The sequence below is a fragment of the Maribellus luteus genome (assembly GCF_003576475.1).
In the GTDB taxonomy this organism is placed as follows: Bacteria; Bacteroidota; Bacteroidia; order Bacteroidales; family Prolixibacteraceae; genus Draconibacterium; species Draconibacterium luteum.
In genome coordinates, this window is sequence record NZ_QWGR01000007.1 from 43,217 (window position 1) to 68,517 (window position 25,301).

The window sequence follows — 25,301 nt, forward strand, 5'->3', positions numbered from 1 at the left end:
CAAATCTCATTACTCAAATCTAAAATCGATAAAAGATGCCGTTGAATATTCCGGATAAACTGCCGGCCATAAAAATACTGCAAGAGGAGAATATTTTTGTGATGAATGAATCACGTGCTTCTCATCAGGATATCAGACCTTTGAAAATTGTGATCCTGAACCTTATGCCTTTGAAAATAACCACAGAAACCGATCTGCTGCGATTGTTGTCGAACTCTCCGTTACAGATTCAGATCGATTTTTTGAAGATCAAGGGGCATACGCCGAAAAACACTTCCATGGAGCACATGAAGGCCTTTTACCGGACGTTTGATGAACTCCGACAAAAGAAATACGATGGCATGATCATTACCGGTGCGCCGGTAGAGCAGCTTCCTTTTGAGGAAGTAAAATACTGGGAAGAGATGAAAGTAATTATGGACTGGGCCGAGAAAAACGTAACCTCTACCTTGTTTATTTGCTGGGCAGCTCAGGCCGGGTTGTATCACCATTACGGCATCCAGAAATACCCGCTTGACAAGAAAATGTTCGGCGTATTCAAACATACACATATCGAAGAGAATCTGCCCATTTTCAGAGGGTTCGATGATGTGTTTTTTGTGCCTCATTCCCGTCATACAGAAATCAGGGCAGAAGACATTGAAAAAGTGGATGAGTTAAAAATCATTGCTTCTTCTGAGGAGGCCGGTGTTACCATCCTGAAAGCCAAAAACGGACGGCAGTTGTTTATAACCGGGCATGCTGAATATGCCCGAAATACGCTCGATGGAGAGTATCATCGTGACAAGGCAAAGAAACTTCCGATTGAAGTTCCGGTGAATTATTACCCGGAGGATAACCCGGAGGAGAAGCCGTTGATGCGCTGGCAATCGACCGCCAATCTGTTCTTTTCAAACTGGTTGAATTATTACGTATACCAGGAAACTCCGTACAACCTGGATGAAATCAGTTAGTTGAAAGGATTTTATAATAAAAGGCGTTGAGGGATCAGGGCCTTTTCATTTCAAAAATTCAGTATTAAACTGTAATTTTGATTGAAAATAAAATCCTATCAAAGAATTACAATCATGAAAAAAATAGCGGTTGTTTTGGCCGGATGTGGCGTATATGACGGCGCCGAAATTCACGAAGCCACTTTAACGATGTTGGCCATTTCGCAGCAGGGTGCCGAATACCAGTGTTTTGCTCCGGATGTAAAGCAAGCACATGTAGTGAATCACCTTACCGGGGAAGAGATGCCGGAGTCGCGGAATGTGCTGGTGGAAGCTGCCCGTATTGCCCGGGGGAATATTAAGCCACTTTCAGAATACAAAGCTTCTGATTTCGATGCTATTGTTTTTCCTGGTGGTTTTGGTGCGGCTAAAAACCTGTGCACCTTTGCGTTCGATGGCCCCGATTGTTCGGTTAATCCGGATGTGGAAGGTGCCATCCGATCTACGGTAGTAGCAGAAAAACCGGTGGGGGCGCTTTGTATTTCACCTGCTTTAATTACCAAAGTTTTAGGTGATGTGGAAGTAACCATCGGACAGGATGCAGGAACTGCTGCAGCCATTGAAAAACTGGGGGCAACACATATTGCAACGACACACGGAGAAATTGTGGTGGACAACAAATACAAAGTGGTGACAACGCCTTGCTACATGCTGGATGCTACAATCAGTCAAATTGCAGACGGTGCAAACAACGTGGTGGCAAAAGTTCTGGAAATGGCATAGTAACTTGCTTTTGGTACACAATGACACCTGTTCCTTATATTGATATTCATACCCATCCGAGTCATTACGAAACGGATACAATTACGGTACAAAACATTTATCCGGGAGATGGTTTTGCTGCTTTCTCGGGCCGTAATTTTTATTCGGTGGGGCTTCATCCGTGGCACATTGGCACAGCAGAAGAAAACAACGAAGCTTTGCAGTTGATGGAAGAAGCACTCGAATTCGATCATGTTATTTTTGTGGGCGAAGCCGGTCTCGACAAGTTGTGCGGAAAAGACTTCGCTGAACAGAGTCGCGTGTTTGAAGCGCAGGCTTTTATTGCCGAAGAATACCAGTATCCCTTGATCATTCATTGTGTAAAAGCCTACAACGAAGTGATTGCCTTGCGCAAAAAAATGAAACCTTCCATGACCTGGATTCTCCATGGATACACTGCCGGATTGGAAATGACAAAGCAACTGGCCGAAATGGATTTTATGTTTTCGTTCGGAGATATTTTATTCCGGGAAAATGCAAAAGCGATCGAGTCGTTTCAGTATTTACCGCTAAACCGGATTTTTTTGGAGACCGACGAAATGGATGGGGAAGTGGAACATATCTACAACCGGGCTGCTGCACTCAAACAAATCCCGGTGGAAGAATTAAAAACAGCCGTCTGGAAAAATTTCAACCGCATTGAAAAAACCTTGTCCGGACGTTATTGAATTACTAAATGGGTTGGTTAGAAAGAACTGAATTGCTTTTCGGAAAGGAGAAGCTGGAGAAATTAAAACAGGCAAACGTTTTGGTGGTTGGCCTGGGAGGAGTGGGAGCTTATGCCGCCGAGCAATTGTGCCGCGCCGGAATTGGAAAAATGACGATTGTCGACGGCGATGTAGTGGAAGAAAGCAACCGTAACCGGCAACTTCCGGCGTTGGTTAGTACAAAGGGATTGCCCAAAGCCGAGATACTGGCTCAACGTTTCAAAGACATAAATCCAGAGATTGAACTGACGATAGTCAACGATTTTATCCGCGACGAGCGAACCATTGAGCTCCTTAAGAGCCAGCCTTTCGATTATGTGGTGGATGCCATCGACACGCTGTCACCCAAAGTTTTTTTGGTGTATCATGCGCTGCAAATGGGGCTGAAGGTAGTTAGTTCAATGGGAGCCGGAGGAAAAACCGATCCTTCAAAAATTGAGCTTACCGATATTTCCAAGTCCTACAATTGTAAACTGGCCAAGATGATGCGGAAGCGACTTTCCCGTTTAGGGGTGAAGAAAGGCCTAAAAGTGGTGTTCTCTTCCGAAGAGATAGACGAAAATGCCGTGAAACTTGAAGAAAGCCGTAATAAAAAATCAACCGTGGGAACTATTTCGTACATGCCTCCAATGTTTGGATGCTTTATTGCCAGTGCCGTAATTCGCGATTTGGCAGGCTCCTAAACATATTTTTAATGGAGTATTTTGAAAGAAAATGCGTAAAAATCCTTGTTGTTTCAAAGATTCCGTTACCTTTGGCATGTTAATAGTGTCGGAGTCAATTTAGTATGTCTCTGATAATTAACAAAGTTGGTCTTTTTTTATTGATTATTTCAAACCGGTCAGTTCATCTTTCTTGTGTTTTCCCGAAGTTATTTCTATTGCTTTCAATTTTCATTTGTACTGTATTTAAGTAACCTCTAGGGGGTAATCCATTTTGAATGGTTTACTGCTGGTAGAAAAACTAATATTCACTTTAAAACAGTATAAAATGAACATTTACGTTGGTAATCTGCCCTTTAACCTGGGCGAAGAAAATTTAGTAGAGATTTTTGAGGAGTACGGAGAAGTAACTTCTGCAAAAATTGTAATGGACAAACTGACTGGCCGTAGCAAAGGTTTCGGTTTTGTTGAAATGGACGACGATGATAGCGCTAAAAAAGCTATCGAAGAATTGAACAACGCCGAAGTGGGCGGAAGAAACATTAAAGTAAACGAGTCTAAACCACGCGAAAACAATCCTCGTGGTGGTGACCGCGACCGCAGAGGTGGTGGTGGTTTCCGTCAAAGAAGCCGTTACTAGTAATTGGTTGAAATAAATCTTGGCATTTATTCCGGAAAAGCCTGGAATGAGTTGCACAAGTTGAAAAAATAAAGAAAGGAATTCGAAAGAGTTCCTTTTCTTTTTTATAGAATAGTCCTACTTTCGGGAGCTTTGAAAGTGTGATAAAATGAATGAAATAGTTTTTCTGAACGGGGCATATGTTGAGCGGGAAAAAGCCGGCATTTCGCCCGACGACCGCGGGTTTATTTTTGCCGATGGAATATACGAAGTAACCAAATTCTACCATGGAAAGCCTTTTCGAATGGCAGATCACTTGGAACGCCTGAAACGTAGTCTGAAAGAGATTGATATTGAATACGAACATGTGTCGGAACTGGAAGCTATTTCTTTAACCCTGCTTGAGAAAAACAACCTGTTAAATATACATGCCGGTGTTTACTGGCAAATCAGCCGGGGAGCCCATCCGCGGGTTCATCATTTCCCTTGTGATATAAAACCAACGTTGTATGCTTTTGCTTTTCCGTTGCCATCAGCCGAAGAGAAACTCAGAAAAGGCATAAAAGTGATCGTTCAGGAAGATATCCGGTGGAAGCGGTGCGACATAAAATCGGTTTCGCTTTTGCCCAACACCATGCTGTACAACGAAGCCGTAAAAAAGGGGGCAGGCGAGAGCATCCTGGTACGTGACGGCTATGTTACGGAAGCAACTCATTCAGGACTGTTCACCGTAAAAAACGGAGTTTTGATTACCCGGCCACTTTCGAACCTGATTTTACCCAGCATTACGCGCAAAGTGGTGTTGGAGATTTGTGCCGAAAACCAATTTTTGGTGGAAGAAAAGCTGTTTACGGAAGCCGAATTGAAAGAAATGGACGAAGTTTTTATTTGCGGAACGGGCAGCGAAATTCTGCCGGTTGTGGAAGTTGACGATGTTCGGATTGGCAACGTTGAACCGGGCCCGGTAACCAGGAAGATTCAACAACTATTTTTTGAGGCAGTAAAGAAATGGTAGTTTCTGAAATAACTGACAGATATTCAGCTTGATTCTGGTCAGAAATCTAAATAAGTGTTACATTTTTTCTATAGTGTTAAACTTTGCTAAAGCTCCTAACTGTTAAACGCTTTTAACACGGGCATGGTACAGGATTTGATCCCTGTTGCCCGGTAATTTTCTTGAAAATGTTTAACTAAAATAAAGGAGGAACGAAAAATGAAAACACTGGTTGTTTCAATGGTAGTTGCCCTTTTTACCCTGGGTTGCCAGGCTCAGGATCAATCAGGAAAGGGCGTTGAAAATTTGACAGGAAAAAAGGATTCAAAAAACAAGCCCGAAGAACGTTGGATAGTAAACAAAGAGGTGGATGAAAATGGGAATGTAATTGCGTACGACTCCACCTATACATGGTCGTACACCAACACCGAAGGCGATTCGGTTGATGTAAATGCAGACAGCCTGATGCAGTCGTTCAAATCGTTTTTTAATGAAAAAATGCCGTCGCTTTGGGGCGAAAGTTTAATGAATCCGATGTTTGGTGATTCGTTATTAAGCCGCGATTTCTTTAGCGACAATTATTTTCACGACCGTTTGGAAAAGGACTTTTTTGACGTAGATAAAATGTTTCAGCAAATGGATTCGCTGCGGGAAAGCTTCTTCAAACAGGCGCTGCCGCAACTGGAACAAAAATCACACCCCATCGAAAAGAAGAAATAAAACCGGTAATTTATTCATATTGAAAGCGGGATATCATCAGTTGGTATCCCGCTTTTTTGAAGATTAATAAAATGAACCAGAAAATTGATGAGCAATTTTGAACCCCAATTGTTAGTTAGCGAAAGAAGTGGCAGAACTGAACGGTTTATTGGAGCTTAATACCGCGCGTTCGGTTCAGAAATAAGAAGATATGGATGTTCAGAAATACGAAAAGAAGACACTTTGGGTAGTACTGCTTACCATGGCAACGATGGTGGTGGAGATTGCATTTGGATTAAGCACCAAATCGATGGCTTTGCTGGCCGATGGAATTCATATGGGATCACACGTATTGGCAATCGGGTTGAGCTGGCTGGCTTATGTATTGGTGAGAAAGGCCCAAAACAGCCGAAAATTTAACGGAGAATCCGGGAAAATTCTTTCGCTTTCAGGATACAGCAGTGGCCTTATTTTGCTATTGTTCGCTGTTGTTATTTTGTACGAAGCAGTCAGGCGTTTTATTGAACCGGCCGACATTGTTTATCGCGACGCAATTATGGTGGCGGTGATTGGACTGGTGGTAAATATTGTCAGCGCTTTTCTGTTGCATCACGACCACGAGCATTCCGATCACAACATACGGGCCGCATACCTGCACGTAATTGCCGATGCGCTGACCAGTTTGTCTGCAATATTGGGATTGCTCGCTGCCATGATTTGGGATATTCCCTTTATTGATACCATCGCTGCCGTTATCAGTTCGGCGGTTATCATAAAGTGGTCCATCGGATTGTTAAAAGATTCGGGGATGGTTTTACTGGGTATGAAAGAAAGCCACTCCCACGATCATCATCCCCATCATCATTAAAAATCCCGGAGGTTTTAACTGATCGAGCTCCAGTCGAATTCGGTTTCTTTGTTAGACAGTAAACTTTGCAGCAATAAACGGTTGTTTTCTTTTTGCAGAAACGGATCGTCATCCAGAATGTCATTGGCTACGTTGCGCGCCATCTGAAGAATTTCTCCGTCTTTTCCAAGATTGGCAATTTTCAGGTCGAATCCCATTCCGCTTTGAGCCGTTCCTTCCAAATCGCCGGGGCCGCGCAATTTCATATCCACTTCGGCAATTTCGAATCCATCGTTGGTGCGTACCATGGTTTCCAGTCGTTTGCGGCTTTCGTTGCTCAACTTATACGACGACATCAGAATACAATACGATTGCTCGGCACCGCGGCCAACCCGTCCGCGTAACTGGTGCAACTGCGAAAGTCCAAAACGTTCGGCGCTTTCGATGACCATCACCGATGCATTAGGCACATCAACGCCTACTTCGATGACGGTGGTTGCCACCATGATTTGTGATTCGCCGTTTTTAAAATGCTGCATGGCATTTTCCTTCACCGCGGGTTTCATCTTGCCGTGAACCATGCTGATCTTAAATTCCGGGAAGCTTTCTGAAATATGCCGGTAACCTTCCTCCAGGTTTTTTAAATCCATTTTTTCCGATTCTGAAATCAACGGATAAACAATGTAAACCTGTGTGCCTTTATCAATCTGCTGTTTCAAAAAATTATTGACCTGTTTTCGCCTGTTTTCGTAGAAGTGCATGGTCTGGATCGGTTTTCGGCCCGGAGGTAGTTCATCGATTACCGAAACATCCAAATCGCCGTAAACGGTCATGGCGAGCGTTCGCGGAATAGGGGTGGCGGTCATCACCAAAATATGTGGCGGAATCAGCTCGTTCTTTTGCCACAGTTTGGCACGTTGTGCTACGCCAAAACGATGTTGCTCGTCGATGACCACAAGGCCCAGTTTGTCAAACATCACCGCGTCCTCGATCAGCGCGTGCGTTCCGATAATGATCTGCATTTCACCCGATTGAAGAGCTTCATGTATTTCTCTTCGTTCGCTCACTTTGGTAGAGCCGGTAAGGAGCCCCACCTTGATATTCATCCCATTCAAAAACCTGGAAATGGACTGAAAATGCTGCTGGGCCAGGATTTCAGTCGGTGCCATCAAACAGCTCTGAAAACCATTGTCCATTGCCAGAAGCATTGTCATTAGTGCCACCAGCGTTTTTCCACTTCCCACATCGCCCTGCAGCAAGCGGTTCATTTGCGTATGCTGGTTTACGTCCCTGCGTATTTCCTTGATTACTTTCTTTTGCGCATTGGTTAGCTCAAAAGGAAGAAAATCGCTGTAAAACTTATTGAAATTGTAGCCTACATGTTCAAAGCGAAATCCTTTGAATTTTTGGTTCCGGTTGTGTTTTAAGGCGAGTATTTTTAGCTGAATAAAGAAAAGCTCTTCAAACTTCAGGCGGAAAGTTGCTTTCTTCAGTTCCACCGTTGTCTCGGGCTTGTGGATATTGGTCAAGGCTGCTTCCAGGGACATCAGTTTTAAGCGCGCCACCAGTTCTTTGGGTAAAGTCTCGGGTATTTTGCCCTTCACAACATTCAACAGTGTCAACTGCATTTTATGAATGGTCTTGGAGGTCAGGTATTTCTTTTTCATGTTTTCGGTGGTATTGTAATACCCCTGAAAAAGTCCCGATGGTTGCAGCAGTTTTTCTTCCTCGGTTTCCAACTCCGGATGAACCACACTTATTTTACCTCCAAACTCGGTCGGTTTGCCAAATACAATGTACTCTTTGTTAAGCTTCAGGTTTTCCTTTTGCCATTTTATCGCCCTGAACCAGGTCAGTTCAATACTCCCGGTTTCATCGTAAAACCTGGCGTTCAGGCGTTGTTTATTGCCGGTTCCGACGGTTTCCATCGCACGAATTACTCCTTTTACCTGAATGTAAGGCATCTGCGAATGTATCTCGGAGATTTTGTAGAACCTGGTGCGGTCGATGTATTTGTACGGGTAATAATAGATCAGGTCCCTGAAAGTGGTAATTTTCAGTTCCTTTTTCAGAATCTCGGCTCTTTGCGGCCCGACTCCGGGTAAGAATTTTATTTCCTGATCAAGAAAAACCGGCATAAAAACAAAGATAATTATTCAGCTTATTATACCGGAATCTGAAATGTTGAAATACTAAACAAAATATTCATAAAGAGTACCAGTTTCTCTCATGCTGCTGAGGATAAACGGCTTAAATCGCTTGCTAAAAGTTAGGTTTTCATTGACTTTTCTGAAAAGAAAGGGATATCTTTATGGCTTGATTTTTGTTAGATGTAATGCGCATTCAAAAATAACTACCAATATAGAAAACCACACGAATGAAGGAAAAAATCATCGAGCTCGAGAATATCGTCAAAAACTACCGGGTGGGAACCCAGGTTGTGCGTGCGCTGCGTTCAGTATCTCTCGACATTTACAAAGGAGAATATGTCGCCATTATGGGAGCTTCCGGTTCGGGAAAGTCAACGCTTATGAATATTCTGGGATGCCTGGATACGCCAAGCAGTGGTAAGTACGTATTAAACGGAAAAGACGTAAGCCGCCTTACTGACGACAGCCTGGCTGAAATCAGAAATTCGGAAATCGGTTTCGTATTCCAGGTTTTTAATTTGTTACCCCGAAATACTGCCCTCGAGAATGTTATGCTGCCGCTGGTATATGCCGGAATTAAAAAAGCCGAGCGCAAACAAATGGCAGAGAAAACCCTGACTGAAGTAGGTTTGGAAGACCGTATGGAACACCGTCCCAACGAATTGTCGGGTGGACAGCGGCAAAGGGTAGCCATTGCGCGTGCGTTGATCAATAAACCCGCATTGCTTTTGGCCGACGAACCAACGGGTAACCTCGACTCCAAAATATCAGAAGAAATCATGAAGTTGTTTGCCGATATTCACCGCAAAGGAAATACGCTGGTAATGGTGACACACGAAGAAGACATTGCCAAACATGCGCACCGGATCATTCGGTTGAAAGACGGTGAAATTGAATCGGATACAATCAACAAAAATCCTATTTATTGAAAGTAAGTGCAATTAAAATAGAAAAGTGAGTATGTGTTGTAAATCCCGGTAGCATTGATTACCGGGATTTTTTATTTACTTGCTGACAAATTCAGAATTATGACAAAGGAATTTAAAATCTATACAAAAACCGGCGACGACGGTACAACCGGCCTGGTAGGAGGGACCCGCGTAAAGAAATATGCACCTCGTTTGGAAGCTTACGGAACAATTGATGAGTTAAATTCGCACCTGGGTGTGATCCGTTCGATGGACATTCCGCAGGAAATAGTTGAGTTGCTGATACAAATTCAAAATAAACTTTTCAACATAGGTTCGCGGTTAGCATCCGACGAAAAGGGGGATGAATTTACCTTGGGGTTGGTGGTGCAAAAAGAAGACATTGAGGTACTTGAAAAGGCAATCGACCGGTACGAGGAAGAGCTTCCCGAGTTGCGCAACTTTATTCTTCCAGGAGGTGAACAGTCAGTAGCTCAGTGTCATGTGGCACGTACCGTGTGCCGAAGGGCCGAGCGTCGCATTGTTGAATTCTCAGAACAAGACGCGGTGCAGCCCGAGCTGATAAGATATGTTAACCGGCTCTCTGACTTTCTTTTTGTACTGGCGCGTTACCTGGGACATCAAAAAGGTGTGGACGAAACTCCCTGGAAGTATTGATATTTTTTTATAGTGAAAGTTTGTTCGTATTGATTTTTTGTTATATTCGCGAAAATTTTAAAAACGAGTTTAACTTCATAAAATTAAGACACATGTACTGGACTCTGGAACTGGCTTCGAAACTCGAAGATGCGCCTTGGCCGGCCACAAAAGACGAATTGATCGACTACGCCATTCGCTCAGGCGCTCCGTTGGAAGTGATTGAGAACCTTCAGGAAATTGAAGATGAAGGTGAAATGTACGAAAGTATCGAAGACATCTGGCCGGATTACCCCAGCAAAGACGATTTCTTCTTTAACGAAGACGAGTATTAAAACACAAGATAGAAAGCATCCATGATTTTGGATGCTTTTTTGTTTCCTCTTATTCCTCTTTTTAAAGACTTAATGTCTTCCATCCTTGTTTGAGATAATCTGACAAGGGAATTCCCATGCCTTTTACATCCACACCCAAATCAGCCAGCTTTTTATCCACACCGTACATTTTGGCACAGTACAAACAAGCTTCTGTTTTAACACCGGCATCCTGCATCTTTTTTATATACTCCTGAATCATGGTGTTTTCGGCAGCCAGTTTTGCCGATGGCCCCCAAATGATCAGCACCACCTCGTCGAACCAGCCTTGCTTTTTGGCATTTAAGGTGTACATAAAGGCCATTTTTTCGGCCACTTCCGGATCTCCGCTGGTCCAAAGCACCGCCAGCTTGTTTGAATTGTCTTTCATTTCTGTCTCGTTTTGTGCAAATACTCCTGAAAATAAAGTAAGTGCAAATAGGAAAAAAATCGACCGTTTCATATGCGTATATTTTAGGTGATATGTTTCAATAGTTCTTTTACCGGAATCAGGTCAAATTCGTTGTATTGTTTTTCTTTAAAATGAGCAATAAATTCCTTGTTCAGCATAAATAATCTGCTGTTAAAAGTATCCTGCGGAAAGGTGTTTTCTTCCGAGAACTCATCCATGTCAAACTCCGTAAAATTCAATTCGCAGGCCGATAACTCCCAGTCGCCGTCTTCGTTCATATAAAGTAAGGGAAGCCCATGGGTGCGACAAATAACCGGTCTTTCGTCGTAAATGGCGCATTTGTGATCTTTCAAAAAAACGCAGCTATTCTCGTCTTTGGTCGCAGGAACATCGTGTTGGTATTCTTTCTCTTTCAGCCGTTCGCGGATGGAATAAAATTCAACCGGAAAAATGCTGTAATCCATGCAACACAGATCGCAGCCGGCCTTGCACATCATGTGCTTTTGGTGTTTTTCAGCGAGTTTGGCAGCAAGAGCATCTATCTGATCCCGTTGCTTTCTGTAGTTTTCTAATATGTTTTTATTTTCCATTTGGCAAGAGTAGTAAAATCATTCAAAATAAAAGTAAACTTCTGTGTTTTCATTTCCAAATCATTATTTTTGCCAGAACAGTACAGAACAGTAAGACATGAACTACTATGAATAAAAAACTATTTCTCCCGGTAATATTGCTGATTTACAGCAGCGTTCTTTTGGCACAGAATGAAAATTTCGATTTTCTGGATCCCAGTTTGCCCGTTGATGAGCGCGTGGATATTCTTGTTTCTCAAATGACTTTGGAAGAAAAAGTAGATCAGCTGCTCTATAATTCAAAGGCGGTGGATCGTTTGCAGGTTCCGGAATACAATTGGTGGAACGAGTGCTTGCACGGAGTGGCCCGTGCCGGTTATGCAACGGTTTTTCCGCAGTCGATTACCATTGCTGCATCGTGGGACAAAGACCTGATGCACCGAACGGCTACCGCCATTTCGGATGAAGCCCGGGCAAAACATCACCAGTTTGTAAGAGATGGCAAGCGGGGCATGTACCAGGGCTTGACTTTCTGGTCGCCAAACATCAATATTTTTCGTGATCCGCGCTGGGGAAGAGGCCATGAAACCTATGGTGAAGATCCCTATTTGACGGGCGTTTTGGGAGCTGCCTTTGTAAAAGGCTTGCAGGGAGATGATCCGAAATACCTCAAAGTGGTTGCCACGGCCAAGCATTACGCGGTCCATTCCGGTCCGGAGCCATTGCGGCATGAATTTAATGCCGTGGTCAGCGAACGGGATCTCAGAGAAACCTATTTACCTGCATTTCGGACACTGGTAAAAGAGGCAGATGTTTATTCAGTAATGGGCGCCTACAACCAGTTTAAAGGTTATCCGTGTTGTGCCAGTCCCGATCTTTTTCACATTCTCCGCAATGAATGGGGATTTCAGGGATACGTAGTTTCGGACTGCTGGGCCATTTCTGATTTTTATATGTTTCAAACCTTTTCAAAAGATGCGGCTGAAGCTTCTGCTGCTGCGGTAAAGGCGGGCACCGACCTGAATTGTGGCGTTGCTTACGCTCATTTGCCTGAAGCTGTTAAAAGAGGATTGATTTCCGAAGATGAAATTGATGTGGCCGTGAAACGCTTGTTTATGGCGCGTTTCAAACTAGGGATGTTTGATTCTGATAAAGATGTGGCCTATGCCCGGATTCCGTTTTCGGTGAATACTTCAAAAGAGAATGCGAATCTTGCACTCGAAGCAGCCCGGAAAAGTATTGTGTTGCTAAAGAACAAGGAGCAGGTTTTGCCGCTTTCGAAAGACATAAAAACGCTGGCGGTAATTGGCCCGAACGCCGATAACTGGGAATCGCTGGTAGGCAACTACAACGGAATAGCCAGGCATCCGATAACGGTTTTGAAAGGCTTGCAGGAAAAGCTTCCGGATACCGAAATCCTGTATGCTGAAGGAAGTCACCTGGCAAAAGGGGTAAGCAACCTACATGTAATTCCGGGAGCGTATCTTGAAACCCCTGATGGCAACCCGGGAGTTGCAGGCGAATATTTTGCCAATGCCCAACTGGAAGGAGAACCTGCTTTTACGCGTGTAGATAAGAATATTGATTTCTACTGGGAAAATGGCGCTCCCGCTCCGCAATTAAACGATGATGATTTTAGCATTCGCTGGACCGGCTACCTGGTTCCTCCGCTGAGCGGAACTTACAACATTGGTTGCTGGGGCATGCCCACGCTCGATATTTGGCTGGAAGGAGAAAAGATTCTGCAACACAACACCGAGCATCATGCCTTTCACCACGAAAAGGCTGTTAAACTCGAGGCCGGAAAGAAATACAAGTTTGTTTATGAATACAAAAACTGGCACGGCGATGGTGATGCCAAATTAATGTGGACCATGCCCAACGATAACATGCTTGAGGAAGCGGTGGCCACCGCGCGGAAAGCCGATGCCGTTGTTTTGGTGCTGGGCTTGTCACAACGTTTGGAAGGCGAAGAGATGCCCATAAAAGTGGATGGTTTTGAAGGTGGCGACCGTACGCATCTCAAATTACCGGAAACACAGCGTGAGTTAATGGAGGCAGTAAAAGCCACCGGGAAACCGGTTGTTCTTGTGTTGCTGAATGGCAGCGCGCTCGCAGTTAACTGGGCCAACGATAACCTGGATGCCATACTGACTGCCGGATACCCGGGGCAGGAAGGGGGAACTGCCGTGGCCGATGTCTTGTTTGGAGATTATAATCCCGCCGGACGTTTACCGGTTACCTACTATCAATCGGCAGATCAGTTGCCGCCTTTCGAAGATTATGATATGAAAGGACGCACGTACAAATATTTTGAAGGAGAACCATTGTATCCTTTTGGATACGGGCTGAGTTACACCAGTTTCGGATATTCTTCGCTGAAAGTGCCTAAAAAGGCCAAAACCGGTGAAAAAATAATCGTAAATGTTGTGGTTTCCAACACCGGGAACAGCGATGGCGAAGAAGTAGTTCAGCTATACCTGAAAGACCTGGTCGCAAGCACACCGCGCCCCCAATACCAACTGGAAGCATTTCAACGAATAGCCATAAAAGCAGGCGAATCAAAAACGGTGGAGTTTGAACTTGATCCGCGTCAGTTTTCAATTATTGGGAAGGAGGACAAGCGTGTGATCGAACCCGGTGATTTTACCTTGTTTGTAGGTGGGGGACAACCGAATGTGAGAAACTCCAATTCAGTATCGGCAAACCTGACTTTAACAGGTAAAGAGCTGTACGTTGAATAAGATATAACGACTTTCGGATAAAGTGAACACAAAAGATAGAGCGGAGGCGGCTATCCTGGTCATACCAAACCACTTCAAAATAATTGGTGGTGCTATTGTTCTGTGTGAAAACTTAAGCTAACACGTTTTCTCCAAAGCCATTATTGTTTTGCGAACAATGAATGGAATGATTAGCTTTAAAGCACATCTTTAAAACCAAACTTATGATCAGGCAACTTTTACCCATCTTCATATGCTTGCTTTTTCTGTCCGGCCAGTTGATGGCTCAGCAGATAATTGAAAAAACACCTGCCAAAGAGCGGGAGAAATGGTACGGTGAGTTTGTAGTAATGAAAAAAACATCAGACTACAAGCAACTTCCGTGGCAATTTATTGGCCCCACCAACATTAGCGGACGTATGACCGATGTGGAAGTTGTGCAGCCAAAGGGAAAGAACTATACAATTTATGTGGCCGGAGCGTCAGGCGGAATTTGGAAAACAGAAAACGAAGGAGTAACCTGGATTCCGGTATTTGAGCACGGTATGTCAACGGCTTTTGGCGACATCGCTCTCGATCCGCAAAACCAGGAAACAATCTGGGCAGGAACCGGAGAAGCCAATATTTTCAGAAGTTCGAATGCAGGTGCCGGAATTTATGTTTCGAAGGACGGTGGCAAAAACTGGACACACAAAGGTTTGACAAATACCAATACCATTGCCCGTATTTTGGTTGATCCGAATAATTCGGAGGTTGTTTATGTGGCTGCCGGAGGAAATGAGTGGACCAATGACAAGGAACGGGGTGTTTACAAAACTACTGACGGAGGTACAAACTGGAAGAAAATTCTATATGTTGATGAAATGACAGGGGCTTACGATCTTGTGATGGACCCGAATGATCCGAACACGATTTATGCAAGCATGTGGCAGCGAATTCGTAAAAAATGGAACGATCCGCGTACCGAGGCGGATTATAAAAATACCGGATTGTACAAAACAATGGATGGGGGCAGAAACTGGAAGGAAATAAATACCGGGTTGCCGCAGCCAAATCAACGCGGCAGAATCGGGATAGATCTTTGCCGGGCACAACCCAATACACTGTATGCTTTTGTTGATAATTACGAGAAACTCGCTGAAGATCATTCGCTCAACGAGGAAGAAGACGCCTACGGACGGCCAAGCAGCGGGAGAATTAAGGGCGCAACTGTTTACCGTTCGGATGACGCCGGAGAAAACTGGAGCCAGGTAAGCGAGCAAAACGAATACATGGAAGGCATGTCGGGGACTTACGGATGGGTATTCGGGCAGGTGCGTGTCGATCCGGTAAATCCGGATAAAGTGTATGCGATGGGGCTGTTTCTGAATGTTTCGGAAGACGGAGGGAAGACTTACCGGCGTATCGGGAATATGCACATGGACCACCATGGTTTGTGGATTGATCCGGCTAATACCAACTACCTGGTAAATGTAAACGATGGTGGCATGGCAATTTCGTACGACGGCGAGAACTTTCGCACCTTCTATGATAATCTGCCCCTGGTTCAGTTTTACAACGTAGGCATGGATAACTCGAATCCTTTTCATGTTTACGGTTCTATTCAGGATCATTTTAGTTACCGGGGAGTGGTGGATTTGCATCGTGGCCGCGACCGGATTCCGGCCGTGGAGTTTGAGAGTACGCCGGGAGGAGAAGGAAGCATTCATGTGGTGAATCCAAAGAATCCCGACATTATGTATTCTGCGGGGTTTTACGGAACCATCACCCGCAGTGTGCTTAGTACCGGTGAATCAAAAGAGATAATGCCACCAGTACCGGAGGGTGTGGATAAACTGAGAGGTCAATGGCTGGCGCCTTTTATTCTGTCACCCCATAACACCGGCATTATTTACCACGGGACCCAGTTTGTGCATCGTTCCATGGATGAAGGAGAAACCTGGGAGCGGATCAGTCGGGATCTCACTTACAACGAACCGGATAAAAAAGGAGACATTCCGTATCAAACCATTTTTACGATCAGCGAGTCGCCGCTGAAATTTGGCGTGTTGTATGCCGGTACCGACGATGGCCGGGTGTGGATGACGTTAAACAGCGGAGAAAAATGGGAAGAGATCAACAAAGGCTTGCCCTATCATAAATGGATATCACATATGGAAGCTTCGCGTTATGCTCCCGGCCGGGTTTATATGACACAAAACGGAAAACGTGACGATGATTTTGCCGCTTACATCTGGAAATCGGATGACTACGGAAAAACATGGGAAAGCATTCAAAACAACCTTCCTTACGGACCGGTGAATGTGATTCGCGAGGATCCAAAAAATGAAAACATATTGTATGTGGGGACTGATTATGGTGTATTTGTTTCTTCCAATCAAGGAGAAAGCTGGCAAACGCTTGTGGGGGATTTGCCTACGACCTATGTGCACGATATCAACATTCATCAGCGCGATGACATTGCCGTGATTGCCACGCACGGGCGCGGTATGTGGGCACTCGATGTTCGGATTATGCGTGAGGTAGCACAAGCTACTGCGGAAGATGCCGTGGCAAAGATTCTTGAAATTCCGGAAGTTTATTCTCCCCGGGGACGACGGTATTGGAGAAATGCTCCCGGTTTAAAAATTCCGTTTTACTTGAAAAATGGAGAAACCGTGACAACAATGGTAAGTAATACTGATGGAAAAATTATTTTCAGCGAAGATCAAAACGCCGGAAAAGGTTTGAACTACGTGAACTGGAATCTTCAGAACCATGACAAAGAATTCGTGGAAGCCGGGGAATACATCATAAAGATAGCAGGTCGGGGATTTGAGGAAGAAAAGAAACTGGAGGTAAAAGAATTCCGAAGAAGATAAAGTATCTTACACACATCAGAAATTTACGGTTAATTTGTAGAAATGCTTCATGAAAACCACTATTGAGATCATGGAGTACCATCGAATGCAAATTAGATAAATAATTATAGACGAATGAAACTTGGAATTATCATTGAAACAAAAGAATACGAAAAAGCATGGAATGCATTTCGCTTTGCAGTAACAGCCCGAAAAAAAGGACACGATGTAAAAGTTTTTTTGATGGGAGAAGCGGTGGAATGCGAAGGACTGGTTCACGAGACTTACAATGTTGATGAGCAGTTAAAAGCCTTTATTGGTGCGGGTGGTGAAATACTGGCCTGCGGCACCTGTTTGACATCGCGACAACTCGAGAGTACCGAGGCGTGCCCGATTTCGACCATGATCGACTGTGTTGCTTTGGTAGAGTGGGCCGATAAAACGGTTACTTTTTAACGTCACGTTTTTCATTTATATCTTTTGAATAAATGATATTTTAAAAAATCACTTAATTCGATGATATTGTTGCTTATCATTAAATAAAGTGATAATTCCGGGAAAACGTAAATGCATAATTGCTGTTGTTTCCGGCGACGGGCTTACGTATGCTGTTGAAAGATTTAACATGAAGATGAACTAACTGGCTTTAATCGGCAACCCGATGTTTGGGGCAAAGAACAAAAACCATCGATAATTAATTCAAAGAACCATTATGAAATTAAACCACGTAATCTATTTCATTTTTAGCTTTTTTATCTTACTCACCGGATGTAGTAATTCCGACAAACAAGACTCGCATGAAGCCGATGTAGTGATTTACGGCGGAACGTCGGCAGCTGTTACTGCTGCGGTGGAACTGGCCCGGTCAAATAAATCGGTGATTATTGTATGCCCCGACAAGCATTTGGGAGGATTAAGTTCCAGCGGACTGGGTTTTACCGATACCGGGAATAAAGAAGTTATCGGAGGTTTGGCGCGCGAATTTTACCAGCGTGTTTACGATTATTACCAACAGGACGAAGCCTGGAAGTGGCAAACAAAAGACAGTTATGGCAACAAGGGGCAGGGAACTCCGGCAATGGACGGCGATAAACGCACCATGTGGATTTTTGAACCGCACGTAGCCGAAAAGGTTTTTGAGGATTTTATCCGTGAAAACAACATCCGGGTTTTTCGCGACCACTGGCTCGACCGCCAAACTGGAGTAACCAAAGATAAGGCAAAGATCACATCAATTCGCACACTTAGCGGAGCAACGTTTAAGGCGAAAATATTTATGGATGCCACTTACGAGGGAGACCTGATGGCTGCTGCGGGCATAAGCTATACCGTTGGCCGGGAATCGAACAAAAAATACAACGAAGAATGGAACGGCGTGCAGGTGGGAGTTTTGCACCACAGTCATCATTTCGGAAACCTGAAGATCAGTCCGTATGTTATTCCCGGCGATCCGGAAAGCGGTGTGTTACCGCGAATTTCCACCGATTTTCCCGGGAATAGAGGAGATGCAGATCAACGTTTGCAGGCCTACTGTTTTCGCATGTGTTTGACAAAAACACCCGAAAACCGTGTTCCTTTTGAACGTCCTGCGGACTACGATTCAACGCAATACGAACTGCTGGTTCGGGTGCTGGACAGCGGTTGGCGGGAAACGTTCCAGAAATTTGATCCCATTCCGAACCACAAAACCGATGTAAATAACCACGGTCCTTTCAGCTTTGATAACATCGGGATGAATTACGATTACCCGGAGGCGAGCTACGAACGCAGGGCCGAAATTATCCGGGAGCATGAAAACTATCAAAAAGGGCTTTTGTATTTCTATGCGAATGATTCGCGCGTTCCGGCAGAGATACAGCAGGAAATGCAGCAATGGGGGCTGGCAAAGGATGAATTTACCGATAACGGAAACTGGCCACACCAGATTTATGTGCGGGAAGCGCGCAGAATGAGAGGCGAATTTGTAATGACGGAAAACGAAGTGTTGGGGAAAAATCCGGTTTTGGATCCCATCGGAATGGGCTCGTACACCATGGATTCTCACAATACGCAACGCTACATTACACCGGAAGGCTATGTGCAAAACGAGGGCGATATTGGCGTTCATCCAAAGCAACCGTACCAGATTTCGATGGGATCGGTTTTGCCGCAGCAAAATGAGTGCACCAATCTTTTGGTACCCGTTGCGGTTTCCAGCTCGCACATTGCCTACGGATCGATTCGCATGGAGCCTGTTTTTATGATCCTCGGACAAAGTGCAGCGATAATGGCAGAGATGGCTTTGAATAAGAAGCAGGATCTTCAGAATATCGATTACGAAGCGGTAGAGAAAAAGCTGCTGGAAGCCGGACAGGTATTGAGTTATTAGGGCATTGTCATGATCTGGACCATTGGATCAGAACATGTTGAAGTGTTGTCTGTTTTACTAGTATAAACAGAAAAACAGCGGACATGAAAACATTAAGTGATCAACAAATCAGGGAAAATTTACAGCAGCTCGATTCTACCTGGCAACTGGAAGGACAGTTTATAAAGCGTTCGTTTCGGCTGAAAGATTTTACGGCAGCCTTTTCGTTTATGACAGCAGTGGCTTTGCTGGCCGAAAAAGCAGATCATCACCCGAATTGGGAGAATAGTTATAACCGGGTAAATATTGCCTTAACTACACATTCAGCAGGTGGTTTAACCGAAAAGGATTTTTATTTGGCTACAAAAATCGATGCGTATTTCCGTCAGATCTCATAAATAGAAGTAAGCAAAGACTGAAACTTTGGCCGGTTTCAAAGTAATAATCCATAGCTCTTTTCGATTCTTTTGCGAAATGCTTAGTTTTGCGACGCAATAAAAAACAACTATGAGATTAAACAAACTACTGCCGGGGCTGCTTTTCATCTTATTGATTTATAGCTGCGGCGCTCCCAAAGTATTGACCAACGCAAAAACCGAAGCGGAAACCTACGAAACAGCCGGAAACTATGCTGCTGCATTGGCGCAGTGGAAGTCATTTGTTGAAACCACTCCATTGGAGCAGATCGCGGGTGCTGACTTTGCGAAGGCCGCAAAACTGGCTTTCAAAGCAGGCGATTCGGAAGCGGCCAAAAGCTGGTTCGATCAGGCCCGGTACAAAAACTTTGCTGATGCCGAAATGTATCAAACCCTGTCCGAAATTTACCGCTCAGAAGGCAATCTTTCCAAAGAATTATCCGCACTGGAAAGCTATTCTGAAAAATTTGGTAGTGAGAACGCGACGGTAAATGAACGCCTTTTTCAAATGTATGCCGAAATAAGTTCGTGGGAAAAGGCTAACGAATTCTGGGAAAAGATGAACGCAACGGCAAAGCAGACTGAAAATAACCTGGGCACTTACCTGGAAGTAAATAAAAAGCTCGAAAATAATGCGACATGCGATTCGGTTGCGACCGCTCTTTTGAACCTGAATCCGGATCAGCCGGAAGCGATAGACTGGCTGGCAAAGAAATATTACCGGGCAGGGCAGAAGCGTTACGAGGTGGAAATTGAAAAATACGAGCAAAACAAAACCCGCAAACAATACGCAGCATTACTAAAAGAACTTGACCTGGTAACCGCCGACTTCAAAAAAGCCCTTCCTTACCTGGAAAAGCTGTGGGCTCAAAAGCCGGGCAAAGAATATGCAGGTTATTTTGTGAATATTTACGCGCGTTTTGGAGACGAAGAAAAGGTGGATTTCTATCAAAAATATTTGTCTCAGTAATTTTTTCCGGATGATCAATAAAACAAATGCAGCATAAAAAGGATATTCCTGGTTGTGCTGCATTTGTTTTATAAATCGGTGGGTGAGTTACAAATCATCAGCCCAACCACCGCCGAGCGTTTTGTATAGATTTGAATAAGCGGTGAAAACTCTTTTCTGAAGCTCAGAATAGTAAAGTTCAATTTCAAACAAAGTACGTTCGGCTTCCAATACTTCCAGGTAACTGGTTATGCCGCCGTCGTACCGTTGTTTCGACAGTTTGGCGGCATTGTCGGAAGCGCTCAGCTGCTTTTGCACCAGTTGTTTTTCTTCCAGTAATGTTTGTATGGTTACCAATGCATCCTCTGTTTCGCGAAAGGCAGCAAGCACCGTTTTTTCGTAGTTCAAACGCATTTGCTGTGTTCGTTCTTTTTCTGCTTCAACTCTCCGCTTGTTTTTGCCAAACTGGAAGATGGGCCCCAAAATACCCGCGCCTACCGATCCCATCACGGCATCACCGGTATTGAACGATTCAAGGTCGGTACTGGCGAGCCCAAATAAACCGGTTAAGCTTATCGACGGAAAACGCAAAGCCTGTGCAACACCAATTCGTGCATTCTGTGCTTTCAGCTGTTGTTCTGCTTCCAGAATGTCTGGTCTTCTCGCAAGCAATTGAGAGGGCATTCCAACGGGAATATTTTCCGGAGGTGTCAGCTTGTCGAGTTCTGATACATTGTCCAGCGTTTGCGGAGCTTTTCCGAGTAAAACACTTAAGGCATTTTCAGTAAATGCAATGGAGCGCTTGTACACCGGAATCGATGATGCGGCATACGCTTCCTGTATTTGTGCCTGGTTCAGATCAATTTCCGGTACAATTCCTTTATCAAAACGTTCCTGAATAATTCGCAGAAACTCGGTGCGTGTTGCCAATGTTCGCTGGGCAATTACCAGCCGTTTTTTATAATCGAGCAGGCTGTAATAACTTTCGGCTACACCGGCCACCAGGCTAAGCTGTATGGCTTTCAGCCCGTATTCGCTGGCGGTTAACTCTGCCAGGGCAGCTTCGTTGGCGCGCCGGTACTTTCCCCAGAAGGCAATTTCCCAGTTGATATTGGCAGTTGCCGTTAACGACGCACTGGTTTTTCCTGTTGGGAAAGCACCCAGTGTGTTGCCATACATTGTGTTTCCTCCAAGCATAAGGGAAGGGTAGAGGTCGGCCCGCGCCATGCCCAGGTAAGCCCGCGATTCATTTACCCGCGAAAGCGCCATTCGCGCATCCAGGTTGTTCTGTAAGGCCGAATCAATGAGATCAGCGAGCGCTTTGTCCGTATAAATACTTTGCCAGTCGGGAAGCGCGTTTGTGTCGGTGGCTGCTGTTTGTGCACGGAAGTTTTCCGGGCTTTTGATTTCCGACTTTTGAAAATTCGGACCTACCATGCATCCCGTCATTATCACAAGGCATAAAATGATAGTGCCCGATTTTTGAAGTATGTGATGTTTCATCATTTTCAGATTAGTTGATTTATTGTGTCTTTTCTGCAGCCAACTGAAGCTTCTTCTCGCGTTTCTTTTCGTAACCGGCCAGTTTGCCAATAAAGATGAAAAGCATCGGGTAAAGAAAAACGCCCAGGAAAGTGGCAATCACCATTCCTCCCATCAGGGCCATTCCCATCACTTTACGCGCTTCAGCTCCCGATCCCGAGGCTACAATCAACGGTAGAATACCCAGGATAAACGAGAAGGCTGTCATTAAAATAGGCCTAAAACGTGAGCGGGCAGCTTCGATAGCTGCATCGTACAACGATTTCCCTTTGTCAAATTCCTCTTTGGCAAACTCCACAATCAGAATGGCATTTTTGGCCGCCATCCCGATCAGCATCACAAAACTTACCTGGGCAAAGATGTTATTCTCGAATGAAGTGCTCAGAAAGCGGGCACTCCAAAGCGCAAACAGCGCCCCGAAAATGGCAAAAGGTGTTCCGAGCAAGATACTGAAAGGTAGTGACCAGCTTTCGTATTGTGCCGCCAAAATCAGGAATACAAACAAGAGCGAGAAAGCCATAATAATTCCGAGCGAACCGGAGGCTTTTTTCTCCTGGTACGACATAGCATTCCATTGGTAGCCCATGTCTTCCGGCAAAACTTCTGCCGCCACTTCTTCAAGGGCATCCATGGCTTGTGTTGACGTAAATCCCGCGGCAGGTGTTCCGGTTATTTCCACGGCCCGATACAAGTTAAAGCGGTTGGTATATTCAGGACCGGTAACAGGTTCAACGGTTGCAAGTGTTGCCAGCGGAATCATATCTCCGTTGTTGTTCCGGATAAAGAAACTGTTAATGTCTTTTTCGGATAAACGGTATTGGTTTTCAGCCTGAATATAGGTTTTGTACTGCCGCCCAAAACGCGTAAAATCGTTGACGTATGCACCGCCCATAAAAGCCCCAACTGTAGTATACAGATCATTGAGCGAAATACCCATTTTCAAAGCTTTTTCTTTGTCGATATTTAAATACCGTTGCGGAACATTGGCCTGAAAAGTCGTAAACGCACTGGCAATTTCCTCTCGTGCAATGGCTGACTGAATAAATTTACTGGCATTTTGAGCCAGATAATCCGGTGTGTTGCCGGCACGATCCTGTAGCATGAAACTAAAACCTGAACCGTTTCCAAGGCCTGGAATGGCTGGCGGTCCGATGGCAAAAGCCTGCGCTCCCTTAATTTGGGTGGCTAATTTTATATTGATTTCCTGCATCAGATCCTTTACTGTTTTTTCGCGCTCATCCCAGTCGATCAGATTTATAAACATAAAACCTGTATTGGTGGCCATGGCCCCCGACAGCAGGCTAAAACCTGTAGCGGTGGTTACGAACTCAATTTCAGGGTATTCAGCCAGGATTCCTTCAATCTGTTTAGCCACCACATCCGATCGCTGTAAAGAGGCGGCATCGGGTAACTGCATATTCACAAAGAAATAACCCATGTCTTCTTCCGGAATAAACCCGCCGGGGACAAGCTTGCCAAATAGTCCGGCCAATACGGTAAGCATAACAATAAAAATAACTCCCCGCTTTATTTTGCGGCTCAAAATACCGGTCAGCGTCATATAGCTTTCGGTCGATTTCCCCATCCATTTGTTGAACTTGCCAAAAAACCAGCCAAGCGGGCCTTTGTAGGGCTTGGGTTCTTTCAATAGAAGAGAAGCAAGCGCCGGACTCAGTGTCAGAGCATTAACCGATGAAACCAACACCGAAACCACAATGGTAATGGCAAACTGCTGGTACAAGCGCCCTGTAATACCTGCCATTCCTGCTACCGGGATAAATACCGCTACCAACACAAGGGTAGTTGCAATTACCGGAGCGGTTACTTTTCGCATGGCATCGAGGGTTGCTTCTTTGGCATTCATTCCGGATTCAATATTTACCTGAACCGCTTCAACCACCACAATGGCATCGTCAACTACAATTCCGATGGCGAGCACCAGACCAAGTAGTGACAGTACATTGATCGAGAATCCAAGCAAAGGGAAAAAGATAAAAGCCCCCACCAGCGAAACCGGAATGGCGATGGTTGGGATCAAGGTGGCACGCCAGTCCTGGATAAAAAGAAATACCACCAAAACCACAAGAATCAACGCAATAATGAGTGTTTCCACGATATCGCTGATACCGGCGCTAATGGCAGCAGTTGAATCGAGCGACACATCGTATTTTATTCCTTCCGGAAAACTGCCTGATAGGTTTTCAATTTCATCCCTGACCCGGGAAGCCAGTTCTACGGCATTGGAGCCCGGAGCCTGGTAAAGTGCGATGATCGAGGATTTTTTTCCGTTTAAGCGGTTGAACGTGCTGTAGGTTTCCACGCCCAGTTTAACTTCGGCAATATCTCTCAGTTTAACCTGAGAACCGTCGGATTCAGTTCTGACTACGATGTCTCCGAATTCTTCGGGAGAGTTAAAGCGTTCGGGCATGCGCACGGTGTAGGTGAATTCCGTTCCCGGAGGAGCGGGTTCGGCCCCGAATTTTCCACCCGGAACCACAGCATTTTGCTGATTAATGGCAGCCAGAATTTCGGGAATCGTGATTCCAATGGCAGCCAGCCGGTCGGGTTTTACCCAAATACGCATGGAATAATCGGATGCACCAATAACATTTACGCGCCCGATTCCGCGAATACGCGCCAGCTGGTCTTTGATATTGATAAGTGCGTAGTTCCCCAGGAAATCCTGGTCGTATCTTCCGTCAGAGGTTAGGGTGATGAGCATCAGAACATTTGACAATGATTTTACTGTGGTTACGCCCATTTTTTTTACCGACTCAGGTAGTTTGGCGGTAGCGGCAGAAACACGGTTCTGTGTCAGAACGGTGTTCATATCCGGATCGGTTCCCACTTCAAACGAAATCTGAATATTCATGGAGCCATCGTTGGCGTTGGTTGATTTCATGTAGATCATGTTGTCAACGCCGTTGATCTGCTGTTCGAGCGGTGTGGCCATCGATTCTTCCACCGTTAGCGCATTGGCGCCGGTATAAGAGCCACGGACCTGCACAATGGGAGGCGTGAGGTTGGGATACTGTTCGATAGGAAGGCCGTTGAGCATAACAAAGCCAACAATCACGATTACAATGGCGATTACCATGGCTACAATTGGCCTGTGAACAAAAAGGTTGCCTTTACTTTCCGACATAACTTCGA

22 protein-coding genes are annotated in these 25,301 nt (G+C 44.9%); 17 read left to right on the top strand and 5 right to left on the bottom strand.

The features are described 5' to 3' along the window. Nucleotides 1-35 precede the first annotated feature (35 nt). The 8 genes from metA to D1614_RS13290 all read left to right on the top strand — a co-directional run bounded on the left by metA (nucleotide 36) and on the right by D1614_RS13290 (nucleotide 6,303). Nucleotides 36-953 carry a homoserine O-acetyltransferase MetA gene (gene metA, locus D1614_RS13255; RefSeq protein WP_119438438.1) on the top strand — a complete coding sequence of 306 codons (918 nt, stop codon included), beginning with the start codon at nucleotides 36-38 and terminating at the stop codon, nucleotides 951-953. A 114-nt stretch (nucleotides 954-1,067) separates the two neighbouring features. Next, a complete protein-coding gene (gene elbB / locus D1614_RS13260) occupies nucleotides 1,068-1,715 on the top strand; it encodes an isoprenoid biosynthesis glyoxalase ElbB (protein WP_119438439.1) in 648 nt (215 codons plus the stop codon). 20 nt (nucleotides 1,716-1,735) lie between these two features. After that, nucleotides 1,736-2,422 (top strand): TatD family hydrolase, encoded by a 687-nt coding sequence (locus tag D1614_RS13265; protein ID WP_119438440.1) that lies wholly within the window; start codon nucleotides 1,736-1,738, stop codon nucleotides 2,420-2,422. 8 nt (nucleotides 2,423-2,430) lie between these two features. Beyond that, nucleotides 2,431-3,144 carry a tRNA threonylcarbamoyladenosine dehydratase gene (locus D1614_RS13270; RefSeq protein ID WP_119438441.1) on the top strand — a complete coding sequence of 238 codons (714 nt, stop codon included), beginning with the start codon at nucleotides 2,431-2,433 and terminating at the stop codon, nucleotides 3,142-3,144. A gap of 307 nt (nucleotides 3,145-3,451) precedes the next feature. Continuing rightward, the gene (gene rbp, locus D1614_RS13275) at nucleotides 3,452-3,763 is read left to right on the top strand and encodes an RNA-binding regulator (RefSeq protein WP_119438649.1); all 312 of its coding nucleotides are present in this window, start codon (nucleotides 3,452-3,454) and stop codon (nucleotides 3,761-3,763) included. 148 nt (nucleotides 3,764-3,911) lie between these two features. Further along, the gene (gene dat / locus D1614_RS13280; RefSeq protein WP_119438442.1) at nucleotides 3,912-4,757 is read left to right on the top strand and encodes a D-amino-acid transaminase; all 846 of its coding nucleotides are present in this window, start codon (nucleotides 3,912-3,914) and stop codon (nucleotides 4,755-4,757) included. A 198-nt stretch (nucleotides 4,758-4,955) separates the two neighbouring features. After that, nucleotides 4,956-5,456, top strand: a complete 501-nt coding sequence (locus tag D1614_RS13285) for a hypothetical protein (RefSeq protein ID WP_119438443.1) — start codon at nucleotides 4,956-4,958, stop codon at nucleotides 5,454-5,456. Between the two features lie 190 nt (nucleotides 5,457-5,646). Then, entirely contained in the window at nucleotides 5,647-6,303 is a 657-nt protein-coding gene (locus D1614_RS13290) for a cation diffusion facilitator family transporter (protein ID WP_119438444.1), read from the top strand. A 14-nt stretch (nucleotides 6,304-6,317) separates the two neighbouring features. Here the strand turns inward: D1614_RS13290 and recG are convergent, their stop codons facing one another. Next, the gene (recG, locus tag D1614_RS13295; protein WP_119438445.1) at nucleotides 6,318-8,420 is read right to left on the bottom strand and encodes an ATP-dependent DNA helicase RecG; all 2,103 of its coding nucleotides are present in this window, start codon (nucleotides 8,418-8,420) and stop codon (nucleotides 6,318-6,320) included. 239 nt (nucleotides 8,421-8,659) lie between these two features. Here recG and D1614_RS13300 point away from each other — a divergent pair, with 239 nt between their 5' ends. The 3 genes from D1614_RS13300 (at nucleotide 8,660) to D1614_RS13310 (ending at nucleotide 10,332) form a co-directional block, all read left to right on the top strand. After that, nucleotides 8,660-9,361 (top strand): ABC transporter ATP-binding protein, encoded by a 702-nt coding sequence (locus D1614_RS13300; RefSeq protein WP_119438446.1) that lies wholly within the window; start codon nucleotides 8,660-8,662, stop codon nucleotides 9,359-9,361. A gap of 99 nt (nucleotides 9,362-9,460) precedes the next feature. Next, a complete protein-coding gene (locus D1614_RS13305; protein ID WP_119438447.1) occupies nucleotides 9,461-10,018 on the top strand; it encodes a cob(I)yrinic acid a,c-diamide adenosyltransferase in 558 nt (185 codons plus the stop codon). A gap of 92 nt (nucleotides 10,019-10,110) precedes the next feature. Then, nucleotides 10,111-10,332: a DUF2795 domain-containing protein gene (locus tag D1614_RS13310; RefSeq protein WP_038562297.1), complete on the top strand. Its 222-nt coding sequence runs from the start codon at nucleotides 10,111-10,113 to the stop codon at nucleotides 10,330-10,332. Between the two features lie 61 nt (nucleotides 10,333-10,393). Here the strand turns inward: D1614_RS13310 and D1614_RS13315 are convergent, their stop codons facing one another. Both D1614_RS13315 and D1614_RS13320 read right to left on the bottom strand, forming a co-directional pair. Beyond that, on the bottom strand, nucleotides 10,394-10,813 hold the full coding sequence (locus D1614_RS13315) for a DsrE family protein (RefSeq protein WP_241558107.1): 420 nt from the start codon (nucleotides 10,811-10,813) through the stop codon (nucleotides 10,394-10,396). Nucleotides 10,814-10,824: 11 nt separating this feature from the next. Further along, nucleotides 10,825-11,352: a YkgJ family cysteine cluster protein gene (locus D1614_RS13320; protein ID WP_119438448.1), complete on the bottom strand. Its 528-nt coding sequence runs from the start codon at nucleotides 11,350-11,352 to the stop codon at nucleotides 10,825-10,827. Nucleotides 11,353-11,459: 107 nt separating this feature from the next. On the opposite strand from D1614_RS13320, the gene D1614_RS13325 reads away from it, so the two are divergent. The 6 genes from D1614_RS13325 to D1614_RS13350 all read left to right on the top strand — a co-directional run bounded on the left by D1614_RS13325 (nucleotide 11,460) and on the right by D1614_RS13350 (nucleotide 20,627). Further along, a complete protein-coding gene (locus D1614_RS13325; protein ID WP_119438449.1) occupies nucleotides 11,460-14,075 on the top strand; it encodes a glycoside hydrolase family 3 protein in 2,616 nt (871 codons plus the stop codon). Between the two features lie 203 nt (nucleotides 14,076-14,278). After that, the gene (locus tag D1614_RS13330; protein ID WP_119438450.1) at nucleotides 14,279-16,915 is read left to right on the top strand and encodes a WD40/YVTN/BNR-like repeat-containing protein; all 2,637 of its coding nucleotides are present in this window, start codon (nucleotides 14,279-14,281) and stop codon (nucleotides 16,913-16,915) included. Nucleotides 16,916-17,029: 114 nt separating this feature from the next. After that, on the top strand, nucleotides 17,030-17,350 hold the full coding sequence (locus D1614_RS13335) for a DsrE/DsrF/TusD sulfur relay family protein (protein ID WP_119438451.1): 321 nt from the start codon (nucleotides 17,030-17,032) through the stop codon (nucleotides 17,348-17,350). A gap of 256 nt (nucleotides 17,351-17,606) precedes the next feature. Continuing rightward, entirely contained in the window at nucleotides 17,607-19,262 is a 1,656-nt protein-coding gene (locus D1614_RS13340) for an FAD-dependent oxidoreductase (protein ID WP_119438452.1), read from the top strand. A gap of 83 nt (nucleotides 19,263-19,345) precedes the next feature. Further along, the gene (locus D1614_RS13345) at nucleotides 19,346-19,639 is read left to right on the top strand and encodes a 4a-hydroxytetrahydrobiopterin dehydratase (RefSeq protein WP_119438453.1); all 294 of its coding nucleotides are present in this window, start codon (nucleotides 19,346-19,348) and stop codon (nucleotides 19,637-19,639) included. A 109-nt stretch (nucleotides 19,640-19,748) separates the two neighbouring features. Then, complete coding sequence (locus D1614_RS13350) at nucleotides 19,749-20,627, top strand: tetratricopeptide repeat protein (protein ID WP_119438454.1); 879 nt, start codon at nucleotides 19,749-19,751, stop codon at nucleotides 20,625-20,627. An 87-nt stretch (nucleotides 20,628-20,714) separates the two neighbouring features. On the opposite strand, the gene D1614_RS13355 is transcribed toward D1614_RS13350, so the two are convergent. Then, nucleotides 20,715-22,112 carry an efflux transporter outer membrane subunit gene (locus D1614_RS13355; RefSeq protein WP_119438455.1) on the bottom strand — a complete coding sequence of 466 codons (1,398 nt, stop codon included), beginning with the start codon at nucleotides 22,110-22,112 and terminating at the stop codon, nucleotides 20,715-20,717. Between the two features lie 16 nt (nucleotides 22,113-22,128). Continuing rightward, the gene (locus D1614_RS13360) at nucleotides 22,129-25,293 is read right to left on the bottom strand and encodes an efflux RND transporter permease subunit (protein WP_119438456.1); all 3,165 of its coding nucleotides are present in this window, start codon (nucleotides 25,291-25,293) and stop codon (nucleotides 22,129-22,131) included. Nucleotides 25,294-25,301: the final 8 nt, after the last annotated feature.